The sequence below is a fragment of the Streptomyces sp. NPDC056835 genome (assembly GCF_042789485.1).
Taxonomy (GTDB): Bacteria; Actinomycetota; Actinomycetes; order Streptomycetales; family Streptomycetaceae; genus Streptomyces.
Map to the genome: position 1 here is coordinate 17,822 of NZ_JBHUBB010000024.1, position 12,452 is coordinate 30,273.

General features: G+C 70.5%; 15 protein-coding genes. 7 read left to right on the forward strand and 8 right to left on the reverse strand.

The annotated features are described in order from the left end of the window. The first annotated feature begins 149 nt into the window (after positions 1–149). The 3 genes from ACFRMN_RS25550 to ACFRMN_RS25560 all read left to right on the forward strand — a co-directional run bounded on the left by ACFRMN_RS25550 (position 150) and on the right by ACFRMN_RS25560 (position 2,259). Positions 150–722, forward strand: a complete 573-nt coding sequence (locus tag ACFRMN_RS25550) for an FABP family protein (RefSeq protein WP_249952245.1) — start codon at positions 150–152, stop codon at positions 720–722. 123 nt (positions 723–845) lie between these two features. After that, entirely contained in the window at positions 846–1,283 is a 438-nt protein-coding gene (locus tag ACFRMN_RS25555; protein WP_382523861.1) for a Fur family transcriptional regulator, read from the forward strand. A 10-nt stretch (positions 1,284–1,293) separates the two neighbouring features. Beyond that, complete coding sequence (locus ACFRMN_RS25560; RefSeq protein ID WP_383023153.1) at positions 1,294–2,259, forward strand: YgfZ/GcvT domain-containing protein; 966 nt, start codon at positions 1,294–1,296, stop codon at positions 2,257–2,259. 179 nt (positions 2,260–2,438) lie between these two features. On the opposite strand, the gene dtd is transcribed toward ACFRMN_RS25560, so the two are convergent. Beyond that, positions 2,439–2,876 carry a D-aminoacyl-tRNA deacylase gene (gene dtd, locus ACFRMN_RS25565; protein ID WP_383023155.1) on the reverse strand — a complete coding sequence of 146 codons (438 nt, stop codon included), beginning with the start codon at positions 2,874–2,876 and terminating at the stop codon, positions 2,439–2,441. A gap of 167 nt (positions 2,877–3,043) precedes the next feature. On the opposite strand from dtd, the gene ACFRMN_RS25570 reads away from it, so the two are divergent. The 3 genes from ACFRMN_RS25570 (at position 3,044) to ACFRMN_RS25580 (ending at position 6,216) form a co-directional block, all read left to right on the forward strand. Further along, positions 3,044–3,751: an ABC transporter substrate-binding protein gene (locus tag ACFRMN_RS25570; RefSeq protein WP_383023157.1), complete on the forward strand. Its 708-nt coding sequence runs from the start codon at positions 3,044–3,046 to the stop codon at positions 3,749–3,751. A 147-nt stretch (positions 3,752–3,898) separates the two neighbouring features. Next, on the forward strand, positions 3,899–4,873 hold the full coding sequence (locus ACFRMN_RS25575; protein ID WP_383023159.1) for an asparaginase: 975 nt from the start codon (positions 3,899–3,901) through the stop codon (positions 4,871–4,873). 98 nt (positions 4,874–4,971) lie between these two features. Beyond that, complete coding sequence (locus ACFRMN_RS25580; RefSeq protein WP_383023160.1) at positions 4,972–6,216, forward strand: GNAT family N-acetyltransferase; 1,245 nt, start codon at positions 4,972–4,974, stop codon at positions 6,214–6,216. A 92-nt stretch (positions 6,217–6,308) separates the two neighbouring features. Here ACFRMN_RS25580 and ACFRMN_RS25585 read toward each other — a convergent pair whose 3' ends face one another. Together ACFRMN_RS25585 and ACFRMN_RS25590 are read right to left on the reverse strand one after the other, a co-directional pair. After that, positions 6,309–7,076, reverse strand: a complete 768-nt coding sequence (locus tag ACFRMN_RS25585; protein WP_383023162.1) for an ABC transporter permease — start codon at positions 7,074–7,076, stop codon at positions 6,309–6,311. Further along, positions 7,069–8,046: an ATP-binding cassette domain-containing protein gene (locus ACFRMN_RS25590; protein ID WP_383023164.1), complete on the reverse strand. Its 978-nt coding sequence runs from the start codon at positions 8,044–8,046 to the stop codon at positions 7,069–7,071. Before ACFRMN_RS25590 ends, ACFRMN_RS25585 begins: the two co-directional genes overlap by 8 nt. A gap of 141 nt (positions 8,047–8,187) precedes the next feature. Between ACFRMN_RS25590 and ACFRMN_RS25595 the strand changes: the two genes are divergently transcribed. After that, positions 8,188–9,069, forward strand: coding sequence for a TetR/AcrR family transcriptional regulator (locus tag ACFRMN_RS25595; RefSeq protein ID WP_383023165.1), 882 nt, complete (start codon positions 8,188–8,190; stop codon positions 9,067–9,069). Positions 9,070–9,302: 233 nt separating this feature from the next. Here the strand turns inward: ACFRMN_RS25595 and ACFRMN_RS25600 are convergent, their stop codons facing one another. The 5 genes from ACFRMN_RS25600 to ACFRMN_RS25620 form a co-directional block, all read right to left on the reverse strand. After that, positions 9,303–9,509, reverse strand: coding sequence for a hypothetical protein (locus ACFRMN_RS25600; RefSeq protein ID WP_383023167.1), 207 nt, complete (start codon positions 9,507–9,509; stop codon positions 9,303–9,305). A gap of 62 nt (positions 9,510–9,571) precedes the next feature. Further along, complete coding sequence (locus tag ACFRMN_RS25605) at positions 9,572–10,420, reverse strand: helix-turn-helix domain-containing protein (RefSeq protein ID WP_383023169.1); 849 nt, start codon at positions 10,418–10,420, stop codon at positions 9,572–9,574. An 18-nt stretch (positions 10,421–10,438) separates the two neighbouring features. Beyond that, on the reverse strand, positions 10,439–10,963 hold the full coding sequence (locus tag ACFRMN_RS25610; protein ID WP_383023171.1) for a DUF6879 family protein: 525 nt from the start codon (positions 10,961–10,963) through the stop codon (positions 10,439–10,441). After that, positions 10,944–11,177 (reverse strand): hypothetical protein, encoded by a 234-nt coding sequence (locus ACFRMN_RS25615; RefSeq protein ID WP_383023173.1) that lies wholly within the window; start codon positions 11,175–11,177, stop codon positions 10,944–10,946. The genes ACFRMN_RS25610 and ACFRMN_RS25615 overlap by 20 nt, the downstream gene beginning before the upstream one ends. A gap of 271 nt (positions 11,178–11,448) precedes the next feature. After that, positions 11,449–12,426 carry a zinc-binding dehydrogenase gene (locus ACFRMN_RS25620; RefSeq protein ID WP_383023174.1) on the reverse strand — a complete coding sequence of 326 codons (978 nt, stop codon included), beginning with the start codon at positions 12,424–12,426 and terminating at the stop codon, positions 11,449–11,451. Positions 12,427–12,452: the final 26 nt, after the last annotated feature.

Here is a 12,452-nt window from a genome sequence, read left to right on the forward strand (position 1 = left end):
CTTCCCTGCTGGTTCTTGTCTGCGTCGGCGTGCTCGCCTTCGCCGTTCTGGCCGTGAAGAAGCTGTACCAGGGTCAGCGCTGACACCTCGCGCCGGTCGCCGCACGCTGGTCACCCCGTCCTCACCCCTACAGATCGCCTGAGCCGCTCATGATCGAGATCCCGTCCGACCTGCACCCGGACCTTGTTCCCCTCGCCTTCCTCCTCGGCAACTGGGAGGGCGTCGGTGTCTTCGACTTCCCGGGAGACGAGAAGGCCAACTTCGGCCAGGAGGTCACCTTCAGCCACGACGGCCGGGACTTCGTCGAGTACGTCTCGCACACCTGGGCGCTGGACGACGAGGGCAAGAAGGTCAGGCCGATCGAGTCCGAGGCCGGCTACTGGCGGATCGACAAGGACCGCAAGGTCGAGGTCGTGATGGTCAGGGACCAGGGCGTCGTGGAGGTCTGGTACGGCGAGCTGGCCGACCAGAAGCCGCAGATCGACCTGGTGACCGACGCGGTGGCCCGTACGGCCGCCTCCGGGCCCTACAGCGGTGGCAAGCGGCTGTACGGCTATGTGAAGGGCGACCTGATGTGGGTGGGCGAGAAGTCCACCCCCGAGGTCCCGCTGCGCCCGTACATGTCGGCGCATCTGAAGAAGGTCGTGTCCCCGGACCAGGTCGAGGCATGGGCCAAGGACCTCGGCGACCTCCCGGACGACGGCATCGCCTTCTTCAAGTAAGACCCGCCTTCTTCTTCACGTAAGACCCGCCAAGACCCGCGCCGACTCAGGACAGGACCCGCGTCACCGAGATCCGCTTCCAGGAGAGTCCCCCGCGCCGCCGCGCCTGCCTACACTGGGAGCGTGGTGAGCACCGACTGGAAGAGTGACCTGCGGCAGCGCGGGTACCGGCTGACCCCCCAGCGCCAGCTTGTTCTTGAAGCTGTCGACTCCCTGGAGCACGCGACACCCGACGACATCCTGTGCGAGGTGCGCAGGACCGCCTCCGGCGTGAACATCTCCACCGTCTACCGGACCCTGGAGCTGCTGGAGGAGCTGGGCCTCGTCTCGCACGCCCACCTCGGACACGGCGCTCCCACGTACCACCTCGCCGACCGGCACCACCACATCCACCTGGTCTGCCGGGACTGCACGCATGTCATCGAGGCGGATGTCGAGGTGGCCGCGGAGTTCACCGCCAAGCTGCGCGAGGACTTCGGGTTCACGACGGACATGAAGCACTTCGCGATCTTCGGCCGGTGCCGGAACTGCGCCGCCCGCGCCGCGAACGGCGAGTCGTAGGCTAATCACCATGAAGAGCCCTCTGCTGTCCCTGCCCGGAGCCGTCGCCGCCGAAGGACAGGACGAAGGTGTCGCCGCCCACTACGGTGATCTGTTCCGCGAACAACGAGCCCTCGCCGATGGCACCGGTCTGGTGGATCTCTCGCACCGCGGAGTCATCACCGTCACCGGTGACGACCGGCTGAGCTGGCTGCATCTCCTGCTCACCCAGCACGTCAGCGAGCTGCCCGTCGGCCGGGCCACGGAGGCGCTGATCCTCTCCCCGCACGGCCATATCGAGCACGCGCTGTATCTCGTGGACGACGGCGCGACGGTCTGGGCGCATGTCGAGCCCGGCACGCGGGAGGCGCTGATCGGCTATCTGGAGTCGATGAAGTTCTTCTACCGGGTCGAGGTCGCGGACCGTACGGACGACTTCGCGGTCGTCCATCTGCCGGCGGGCTCCATCGCCGAGGCGCCCGAGGGCGTCGCCGTACGGGAGACCTCGTACGGCCGGGATCTCTTCCTGCCCCGCGCCGACCTGGAGTCGTACGCCGCCGCGCACGGTCCGGTCGCCGGGATCCTCGCGTACGAGGCGCTGCGGGTCGAGGGCCACCGGCCGCGCCTCGGCTTCGAGACCGACCACCGGACCATCCCGCACGAGGTGGGGCTGATCGGCACCGCGGTCCATCTCGACAAGGGCTGCTACCGGGGCCAGGAGACCGTGGCCCGCGTCCAGAACCTGGGGAAGCCGCCGCGCCGGCTGGTCTTCCTGCACCTGGACGGCAGCGATGTCCATCTGCCCGGCCACGGCACGCCGGTCCGGCTCGCCGCCGACGGCGCCGAGGGGCGTCAGCTGGGCTTCATCACCACCTCGGCCCGCCATCACGAGCTGGGGCCGATCGCGCTGGCCCTGATCAAGCGCAATGTGCCGCTGGACGCGCCACTGCTGGCGGGGGACACGGCGGCGGCGCAGGAGACGGTGGTCGAGGCGTAGCCCCGGTCCTGGTCCCTGTCCCTGTGTCTGTCCCGGTCCTGGTCCCTGTCTCGGTCCTGGTCCTTGTCCCGGTCCCGGTCCTTGTCCCGGTCCCGGTCCGGTCCTGGTTCCCGGGTGACGTGGACGGGGTGGACAGGATCGACGGGGTGTGGACGGGCCGCCTCCTCCCGTACCGCGTCTCACATGTCCAGCAGCACCGTGAACGGGCCGTGATTCGTGAGCGAGACGCGCATGTCCGCTCCGAACCGGCCCGTCTCCACCTTCGCTCCCAGCGCCCGCAGCTGTGCCACCACCTCGTCGACCAGCGGTTCGGCCACCGAGCCGGGGGCCGCGGCGTTCCAGGTGGGTCGGCGGCCCTTCCGGGCGTCCCCGTAGAGAGTGAACTGCGAGATCACGAGGAGCGGGGCGTTCACCTCTGAACAGGACTTCTCGCCCTCCAGCATCCGTATCGACCAGAGCTTGCGGGCCAGCCGTTCCGCCTGCTCCACCGTGTCCTCGTGGGTGACTCCCACCAGCACACACAAGCCCTCACCGATGATCTCGCCGACGGATTCCGGCCCGGACTCCGTCACTGCCACGACGCTCGCGCCGTCGACTCTCTGCACCACCGCACGCATACGGACCAACCTATCGGGGGCCGAACGGGTGCGGAGTGCCCGCACGCGCGGCCGTGGGAGTGGCACGATGCACGGAGGCGGTGCGTGCTGCGTACCTGTCGAGGGATGGGGGTTCCCAGCGGATAGGGGCAGGGGTCTCTCCAGCGGAGTGAGGGGAAGTACGCGCGATGAGCACATCTGGCGCCGGGCAGCCGCCCGGTCCCGTACCGACGACCCGTACGACCACCGGGACAGGCAGCGGACCGGCCGCCGGTCCGGGCACGGGCCACGGGCCAGGAGCGGCCGGGCCCGGAGCGGCGGGGCCGGCCGGGGCGGGGCCGGGAACCGGTCCGGGGAGCGGGGGGCTCCGGCCACCCGTGCAGCGGACCGGCGCTGAGGGCACGCTGCCCGCGCCCCGGCCGTACGACTTCGGTGTGCTGCGGCTGCCCGAACTGCGCGCGCTGCGCCGTGACTCGCAGCGGGACGAGGCCGATCTGAGCTATCTGCGGCGGCTGCTCCAGGGCAGGATCGACATCCTGCGGGCCGAACTGGCCCGTCGTACCGCCCCCGAGACCCGGGTGGTCGACCGGCTGTCGGAGATCCTGACCGACTCTCCTTCACGCCACCGCTCGTCCGCCCGCCATGTCACGCTCTCCACACCGCGCAGCGAGGAGTACCGCCTGCTGGCCGCCGAGACGCTCGCCGAGGTGGAGCTGTCGGACCTGGCGGCCCGTACGGACGAGGAGCTGCATACGGCGATGGGGCGGCTGGTCCGCAACGAGCAGCAGCTCTCGCGCCGCCGTCATCAGTTGCAGCGAACGGCGGACAACTGCAGCGCGGAGATCGCCCGCAGGTACCGTGAGGGTGAAGCCCAGGTGGACGACCTGCTGACGTAGTGATTCCGTCTGACTCCGTGTTGATTCCGTGTTGATCCGTACCGTCCCAACCGCCCGCTGATCACAGTGGATCCGTGCGGATCCCCGCGGATCCGTGCCGATCCGCGCCGGACCGCGCGAGCGGGTGCCCCCAGTCCCGGAAGGCCGATGATGTCCTCCAGTTCCCACGCCATATCGTCGGCCGTACCGCCGGTACTCGCCGAAGTCGTACGTTCAGGCTTTGTCGAGGGCAGTCACCGGGGAACGCTGGTACTGCTGGCGGCGGACGGCACGGTCGAGCTGGAGCTCGGCGACCCCGAGGCCCCGGTCTTCCCTCGCTCCAGCAACAAGCCGATGCAGGCCGCGGCCGTGCTGCGGGCCGGGGTGGAGCTGTCCGGGGAGCGGCTGGCGCTGGCGGCGGCGAGCCATTCGGGCGAGAGGTTCCATCTCGCACTCGTCCGTACGATGCTCGCCGAGCACGGGCTGACGGCCGACGATCTGCGCACGCCGCCCGATCTGCCGCTCGACCGGGTCGAGGCGGAGGCGTATCTCGCCGGTGGCGGGGTGCGGGAGCGGATCGTCATGAACTGCTCGGGCAAGCACACCGCGATGCTGGCGGCCTGCGTACGCAACGGCTGGCCGACGGAGAGCTATCTGGACCCGGCCCATCCGGTGCAGAAGCTCGTCCGGACGGTCATCGAGGAGACGGCGGCCGAGCGGGTCCCCACGATCGGTACGGACGGCTGCGGCGCCCCGCTGATGGCGATCAGCCTCACCGGTCTCGCCCGCGCCTTCCGCCACTTCGTCCTCGCGGCGCCGGGGTCGGCCGAGCGGCGGGTGGCGGACGCGATGCGCGCCCACCCCGAGTACGTCGGGGGGACGCGCAGGTCCGACACGTGGCTGATGACGGAGATGCCGGGCACGCTCGCCAAGACGGGCGCGGAGGCGGTGCAGGCGGTGGCGCTGCCGGACGGCCGTGCGCTGGCCTTCAAGATCGACGACGGCGGGAGCCGGGCGCTGGGGCCCGTGCTGACGCGAGCACTCCAACTGCTGGGGGTGGAGGCGGAGGTGCTGGGCCGGATCGGGCGGGCGCCGCTGCTGGGCGGCGGTGTGGAGGTCGGCGCGGTGCGCGCGGCGTTCTGAGGCCCCTGAGGCCCCTGAGGCCTCCGAGACCTCTGCGGCTGGTGAGCCGGTGAAAATCCGGATGCGGTGGGCCGCCGCGACCGCTTAGCGTGACGGTCATGAGCTCTGTCGACATTCGTACGGTCACCGAATCCGAGTTCCCCGACTGGCAGCGCGCCCTGGCCACCGGGTTTTTGCGGGCGCCGGGCGTCTGGGACGATTCGGCGGTCGCGCGGACGGCGCACTTGGAGCCGGCCCGTACGCGCGGCGCGTTCGACGACGGACGCTGCGTCGCCACCTTCCGGTCCTTCGCACAGGAACTGACGGTCGTCGGCGGCGCCGTACTCCCCGCTGACGCGATCAGCAACGTGACCGTGTCGGCCACCCACCGCCGGCGCGGGCTGCTCAGCCGGATGATGGCCGCGGATCTGGCGGCGGCGAAGGAGCGCGGGGACGCCGTCGCCACGCTGATCGCCGCCGAGTACCCGATCTACGGGCGATACGGGTTCGGCCCCGCCGCCGGGGTCACCGAGTGGTCGATCGATGTGGCGCGTACGGGACTTGATCCGCGGTGGGCGGGGCCAGACGACGGCGGCAGGATCGATCTGGTCGACCTCGCGGAGGTACGGAAACTCGGCCCCGAACTGCATGAGCGCTTCCGGGTGCACCAGCACGGCGCGATCGACCGTGACGAGCGCTGGTGGGGGGTCGCAACCGGTCAGGTGCCGTCCGGTGTGCCCTGGACGGAGCCCTTCAACGCGGTGTACCGCTCGGCGGCGGGTGAGATCGAGGGGCTGGTCACCTACGCCTCCGACGACAACTGGGGCGACGCCAAGCAGCCGCTGAACACCGCGTCGGTACGGAAGCTGATCGCGCTGACCCCGGCGGCGGAGCGCGCGCTGTGGCACTTCGTCTGCTCGATCGACTGGGTCACCACGGTCAGGACGGGGCACCGCGCCACGGACGATCTGTTGCCCCGGTTCCTTCCCGACCCCCGCGCGGCGCGGATCGTGACGCAGGCGGACTTCCTGTGGGTACGGATCCTCGACAGCGTACGGGCCCTGGAGGCGCGTACGTACGCCGTGCCGGCCACGCTGACGCTGGAGATCCACGACAGGGACGGTCTGGCGGGCGGCCGGTTCCGGCTGGAGGGGACGCCGGCGGGCGGGGTCTGCGCGCCGACCACGGAGTCGCCGGACATCGCCCTGGATGTACGGGAGCTGGGCTCGCTGTACCTGGGGGAGGAGTCGGCGGTGCGGCTCGCGGCGCTCGGTCTGCTGACCGAGGAGCGGCCGGGGGCGGCGGCGGTCGCGGAGACGCTGTTCCGTACGGCGCGACGCCCTTGGTGCCCGGACGTCTTCTGACGGCGCGCGATGCCGCTGCTCGACGGCACCCCCCGGGGCGGCCGGGGCGCCGTCCATCGGCACGCGGCGCCGCCCCCTATCCGCGCGGCCTCTTACGCCGTCCGCACCTTGAACAGCACCCCCGACAGCCCGAGCGCGAGCGCCAGGAGCCCGGTGCACCACGCCAGCGCCACCCATGGCGCCGAGCCGACGGGCAGTCCCAGCAGCAGCCCGCGCAGGGACTCGATGACCGACGTGACCGGCTGGTGGTCGGCGAAGCCGTGGAGCCAGTCCGGCATGGTGTCGATCGGGACGAAGGCGCTGCTCGGGTAGGGCAGGAACATCATGAAGAACGTGAACCCGCCCGCCGCCTCCGGGGACTTGGCGAGCAGGCCGATCGCCGCCGAGAGCCAGGAGATGGCCACGATGAAGGCGAACAGGATGCCGGCGGCGGCGAGCGCGGCGGCGGGGGTGGCCGACGGGCGGAAGCCGATCAGGAGGGCGACGCCGAGGACGAGTGCCGTCGAGACGACGTTACGGGCGACGCTCGCCGTCACATGTCCTGCGAGGATCGGCGCGCCGCCGAGGTCGAGGGAGCGGAAGCGGTCGATGATCCCGCCCTTCATGTCCTCGCTGACGCTCACGGCGGTGCTCGACGAGCCGAAGCCGGCGCAGAGGAGCAGGACGCCGGGGACGACGTAGGTCACGTAGTCCGTACCGGTGTCGATGGCGCCGCCGAAGAAGTAGACGAAGATCAGCATCAGCATGATCGGCAGCATCATCGCGGTGATGACGGCGTCGATATTGCGCCTGCTGAGACGGATGCCGCGGCCGGCCATCGTGAGGGCGTGGGTACGGGAGGACGCGAGCGCGTCAGACATGGGTGGGCTCCTGCTTCGTCCGGTGGTGGCCGGTCGTCGGGGTCGCGCCCGTCAGCGCGAGGAAGACATCGTCGAGGGTGGCGCCGCGGAGCGCGAAGCGCGCCACCTCCGTACCGTCCGGGTCGATCTCGTCCAGCAGCGCGCGCACCCGCGCGGCGGTGCCGTCGGTCGGCAGCCCGAGTGTGAGGTTTTCCGGCGCGTGGTGGACGGCCCGGGACGCGAGGCGGAGATAGGCCTCGTGGCTGGTCAGTACGAGATCGAGGCGGTGGCCCGCGACCCGGCTCTTCAGCTCCTCCGCCGTACCCTCGGCGACCACCAGACCGTGGTCGACCACCGCGATTCGGTCCGCCAACTGGTCGGCCTCCTCCAGGTATTGGGTGGTCAGGAAGACAGTGGCGCCCCGCGCGGAGAGATCCCGTACGACCTGCCACAGCTCCTGGCGGCTGCGGGGGTCGAGGCCGGTGGTCGGCTCGTCCAGGAACACCACCTCGGGGTTGCCGACCAGACCGGCGGCCAGATCGAGCCGGCGCCGCATGCCGCCGGAGTAGGTGACGGCGAGCCGGCCGCCCGCGTCGGCGAGGCCGAACCGGTCGAGGAGCCCGGCGGCGCGGCGGCGCGCGTCGGCCCTGGAGAGCCCACTGAGGCGGGCCATCATGCGGAGGTTCTCCTCGCCGGTCTGTTTCTCGTCCACGGCGGCGAACTGCCCGGTCAGGCTGATGGCGCCGCGCACCCGGCGCCGGTCGGCGACGACGTCGTACCCGGCGACCCTGGCGGTGCCGCTGTCGGCGGTGGTGAGGGTGGTGAGGATCCGTACGGCCGTTGTCTTGCCCGCGCCGTTGGGGCCGAGGAGCGCGAAGACAGTGCCGCGTTCGACGCGGAGATCAATCCCGCGCAGGACTGTCACCCGCGCGGTTCCCTTTCCGTACGACTTTTCGAGGCCGGTGGCCTCGATGGCCGGTTGTGCGGTCATGGTCATCCCCCCTGATGCTGCCGCCGGCCCGTTGACGACCTGCCGACGATCTACTGCGTATGGCCTACGCGTTACTGTGTAAGGGTTACGCATTACTAGGATGGACGTCAAGCGGGGAGCGGGCGGAGGAGGGCGGAGACGATGACGGACCGCGATGACGGTGAGGGTGAGGGGGGCGGCGGCGGTGGTCGCGGTGGTGGCGGCGGTGGCGGTACGGGGCTGCCCGCCAGCATCGAGGCCGCCTGGGGACTGCGCGAACGCCCGGCCAAGGGGCCCAAGCCCGGCATCGGCCTGACGCGGATCGTCGACGCGGCGGTCGCGATCGCGGCGGCGGAAGGGCTTGGCGCGGTCTCCATGGGGCGGGTCGCCAAGGAACTGGGCGTCTCCACGATGTCGCTGTACCGCTACGTCGCCGCCAAGGACGAGCTGTACCTCCTGATGCACGAAGCGGCCGTGGGCGAGCCCCCGCCCCCGCCGGAGCCCGGCACCGGCTGGCGCGAGGCGCTGTCCCAATGGGCCTGGACGCAGCGCGCGGCGTACCACCGCAACCTCTGGGCGCTGCGCATCCCGATCTCGGGCCCGCCCGCGACCCCCAACTCGGTGGCGTGGTGGGAGCGCGGCCTCAACGCCCTGGCCGGTACGGGACTGGACGACGGCACGAAAATATCGGTGATCCTGCTGGTCAGCGGCTTCGTACGGAACGAGGCGACGCTGATGTCCGACCTGGACACGGCCATCAAGGCAAGCGGCTCCTCGGCCCAGCAGGTCATGGCCGGCTACGAACACACCCTCCGCAGACTGGCCGACCCGGCCCGCTACCCGGCGGTCGCCGAACTGCTGGCGGCCGGCGGCCTGGACGGCGAGGACGGCCCGGACACGGAGTTCACCTTCGGCCTCGACCGCGTGCTGGACGGGGTCGAGGTGCTGGTACGGAGACGGGGCCGGGGGACGGGGACGGGGGACGGGGACGGGGCCGGAGGGGACGGGACCGGAGGAGACGGGGGCGGAGGGGGCGGGGCCTGAGGGGGCGGCGGGCGCTCGCGCCCGGGAGTAGCCGGGGAGCGAGGGACGGGGCGGGACGGCCGCGCTACTCGCCGCCGTCTCCCTCCTGCGGTTGCGGGACAGGCGGCGCTTCCGGCGGCATCGGGCCCCCGTCGTGCTTACCGCCGTCCGCCTCCACCTCTGCCGGGTGGCGGAACGGAACGCCCCTCCACCCCTCGGCATCCGGGACGCGCGTCTCGTACCGATCGACGCGCTCAGGGCCGGAAAGGTTCACAGGCATCTCCCTGTCTATCTGGGGCCACCGCCTGAAGGACCGAGGCATCGTCGATGCTCAAGGACACCTCCTCGGTCGAGAGGTGCACGGGCCCTTTGAAGAGCATCGCCGAGACGGCGATCCTGTCGCCGTCCAGACGTGCGCCACCGACCAGCTTCAGCCTGCGCGAGACTTCGTCGTCCGTCATGCCAATGACGCTACGAGGCACGGAAATTGCCGGTCCACGTTGTTGCACGCGGTTGCAGCGATTCACCCGAGTGAGTCGACCGCCTCTGTGATGAGGTTCCGGGCCTCGGAGCCGAATACCGCAATCTTCGAGAGGTCCCCGAAGGCTCTGAGGTACGTGCGGATCTCGCTGGGAGCGGTCACATTGATTTCCGCTGTCAGCGTCTCGACAGCGACTTGAGCGTCATCAAACGCGTAGAACGCCTCCAGCGGCCACACCGTACGACGAGTGCTGAACGGGATCACCCCGAGCGAGACGTTCGGCCGCGCCATCACAGAGAGCAGATGGCTGAGCTGGCCTACCATCGCGGCGTCGTCACTGACGCGGTAGCGAAGCACCGCCTCTTCGAGCAGCAGGGCAAACCGGTGGTCGCCCTGCCGGACGACGCGGGAACGGTTGAGCCGGGCGCGTACGGCCTCGGCCACGTCGTCCGGGGTCCGCTGAAAGTCGGTGATGGAACGCAGTAGGCCGGTGGCGTACTCGGACGTCTGGAGCATCCCCGGAACGAGGTTGGAGGCGTAGACCCGGAAGTGACGAGTTCGCTGATACAGCGGCACCGTCTGTTCGTGGACGCGGCGCATTCCGTCACGGTGGATCCGCTTCCACTCGACGTACATCGACGCCGCGTTCCGCGACGACGCGATCAGATCCGCGATCTGATCCTCGGCGCCGCAGGCCGTACACCAGGCCCGGATGTCGGCGTCGGACGGAGGTGTCCTGCCACGCGCGATCCGCGACGACTTCGACTTGTGCCAGCCGCAGCGCGTGGCCAGTTCATGCCCGGTGAGTCCGGCGTCCCGCATGATGGCCAGCAGGCGGGCGGCCACGGCCGCGCGTGCCGTTTCGACGCTGGAGAGCGGGGACGAGGACATGATCCGGACCGGTCGGTATCAGACGCTGTACTTCTCGTGCGGGATGGCACGTTCCCATACGGCTTCGAACGCCGAGGCACAGAGCCGCACGGCCGCCGGATCCTCCGTCTGGTCGGTATGGACCCAGCGACCATCCCCGTCAAAGATATTGAACTGGACCAACCGACCGTCGAACAGCCAGAAATCGTTGCCCGGCAGAGACAGATCCGAGGCGCTGCGCCGGGGGAGCCAACGAATCTGCTCGCCCGCCGCCACGTTGGTGAACGTTCCGTGGTGCTCAAAGCGGATGTAGTCACTCACAGGCTCCGAGACGATTCGTGCGCGGCGCATCGTCACGCCTTTGTTCGTGACGTCCCGCACGAGGTCGAGCCACGGCCGCCACCACGCCACGCGATCGCCGGGATCCAGCCGCTTACCCTTCCGCCATGCCGCGAACTCCTCGTTCTCGTTCTCCACGCCGTACGCGTCGCGCATCTCCAGATGGACGGCTGATTTCTCAACCGTCCGGAGAAGTTCGGCAAAGCTAGTCAAGCTCTGCGACATCAAGAGCCTCCCTGAGAAGCGGGATCATCCGCTTCGGCACCCGGATCACTGCTTCGTGGCTGGGGATCGGAACGTCTTTCGAGCTTTCGCTCTCCGTCTGTTCATCGGCCTTCCATCCCTGGAACAGGAGATCCTTCGTCTCCTCATCGACCCACACAGCCGGAGAACCGTGATCTCCCGACTCAGGGTCTTTTCCGACGAACCGTAGCGTCATGGATGCCTCCCGTGCGAAGTGGCTTGCACCAACTAGCACGAGGCTCACGGTGGTTCATCCGGATCGTCAAGGGCGCACGAGCGGACCGCGGGCGCAGTACCCCAGGCGCGGTCGGCTCGTGTGCGCCCCATGGGGGTGCTGTGGGGAGTGAGAGACGGGGGCAGGCGCGGCCCGTCAAGTCCGTCTGACCGTCAGCCGCCCGGGCCTTCAGCCAGTCAGCCAGTCAGCCCGTCAGTCGGCCAGCCCGTCAGACCGTCTGACCGTCTGACCGTCAGATCGTCAGCAGGACCTTTCCCAGCAGGCCGCGGCCCTCGATCGCCCGGTGCGCGTCCGCCGCCCTGTCCAGGGGGAACGTGCCGCCGATCACCGGGCGCAGGCGGCCCGCCGCCGTTTCCGTCAGGGCGTGCGCCATCAGTCGTACGCTCTCCCGCCGCGGGATCTGTGCGTCCGCGATGGCAAGCAGCCTGATCCTCCGGTCCGCCGCCCGGCGAGGATCCACCGGGGCGAAGGCACCCGTCGGTGCGCCGTGGGCCGAGAAGCGGCCGCCGTCCGCCGTCAACGGGAAGGCCGCCAGGCCCGTTTCGCCTCCCACGCCGTCCAGGACGACATCGGCGCCCGCCGCGCCGAGCGCGTCGCGGGCGCGCGCCGGCCAGTCCTCGTGGGCGCCGTCGATCACGGCGTCGGCGCCCAGCTCCCGTACGAGAGCGGTCTTCCGCTCGCCCCGCGCGACGCCCACGACGTACGCGCCCCGGGCCTTGGCGAATTGGACCATCAGCGTGCCCATGCCGCCCGACGCGCCCGTGATCAGTACGCGTTCGCCCGCCGTCACCTCGGTGAGGTCCATCAGGGCCAGGGCGGTGACGGCGTCCTGGAACACCGCGGCGGCCGTCGGGAACGGGACCCCGTCCGGTATGGGCACCAGCGATTCGACCGGGGTCGCGACCAGCTCCGCCGAGCCGCCGGTGATGCCGAGCGAGGCCACGACGCGGCGGCCGGTCCAGTCGGCGTCCACTCCCGCGCCGACCGAGCGCACCGTGCCGGCGACTCCGCCGCCCAGGATGTACGGGGGCAGCACGGGGAAGTACTCCAGCCCCCAGCCCGCCCGTACCTGCGTCTGTACGAAGACCGTGTCCACCACCGCGACGCCGATCACCACCTCGCCGGGGCCCGCCACCGGGTCCGGCACCTCGGCCGTCACCAGGACCTCGGGACCTCCGAAAGCCGTCACCCGAGCTGCACGCATATCCATCACACCCGTCCATACCGTCGCGACAT

Coding starts and splice junctions, on each gene's coding strand:
- ACFRMN_RS25605 (WP_383023169.1), bottom strand. CDS start 10,420: ATGTCCTCGTCCCCGCTCTCCAGCGTCGAAACGGCACGCGCGGCCGTG.
- ACFRMN_RS25610 (WP_383023171.1), bottom strand. CDS start 10,963: ATGTCGCAGAGCTTGACTAGCTTTGCCGAACTTCTCCGGACGGTTGAG.
- ACFRMN_RS25550 (WP_249952245.1), top strand. CDS start 150: ATGATCGAGATCCCGTCCGACCTGCACCCGGACCTTGTTCCCCTCGCC.
- ACFRMN_RS25575 (WP_383023159.1), top strand. CDS start 3,899: ATGATGTCCTCCAGTTCCCACGCCATATCGTCGGCCGTACCGCCGGTA.
- ACFRMN_RS25570 (WP_383023157.1), top strand. CDS start 3,044: ATGAGCACATCTGGCGCCGGGCAGCCGCCCGGTCCCGTACCGACGACC.
- dtd (WP_383023155.1), bottom strand. CDS start 2,876: ATGCGTGCGGTGGTGCAGAGAGTCGACGGCGCGAGCGTCGTGGCAGTG.
- ACFRMN_RS25595 (WP_383023165.1), top strand. CDS start 8,188: ATGACGGACCGCGATGACGGTGAGGGTGAGGGGGGCGGCGGCGGTGGT.
- ACFRMN_RS25590 (WP_383023164.1), bottom strand. CDS start 8,046: ATGACCGCACAACCGGCCATCGAGGCCACCGGCCTCGAAAAGTCGTAC.
- ACFRMN_RS25585 (WP_383023162.1), bottom strand. CDS start 7,076: ATGTCTGACGCGCTCGCGTCCTCCCGTACCCACGCCCTCACGATGGCC.
- ACFRMN_RS25615 (WP_383023173.1), bottom strand. CDS start 11,177: ATGACGCTACGGTTCGTCGGAAAAGACCCTGAGTCGGGAGATCACGGT.
- ACFRMN_RS25580 (WP_383023160.1), top strand. CDS start 4,972: ATGAGCTCTGTCGACATTCGTACGGTCACCGAATCCGAGTTCCCCGAC.
- ACFRMN_RS25620 (WP_383023174.1), bottom strand. CDS start 12,426: ATGGATATGCGTGCAGCTCGGGTGACGGCTTTCGGAGGTCCCGAGGTC.
- ACFRMN_RS25560 (WP_383023153.1), top strand. CDS start 1,294: ATGAAGAGCCCTCTGCTGTCCCTGCCCGGAGCCGTCGCCGCCGAAGGA.
- ACFRMN_RS25600 (WP_383023167.1), bottom strand. CDS start 9,509: ATGACGGACGACGAAGTCTCGCGCAGGCTGAAGCTGGTCGGTGGCGCA.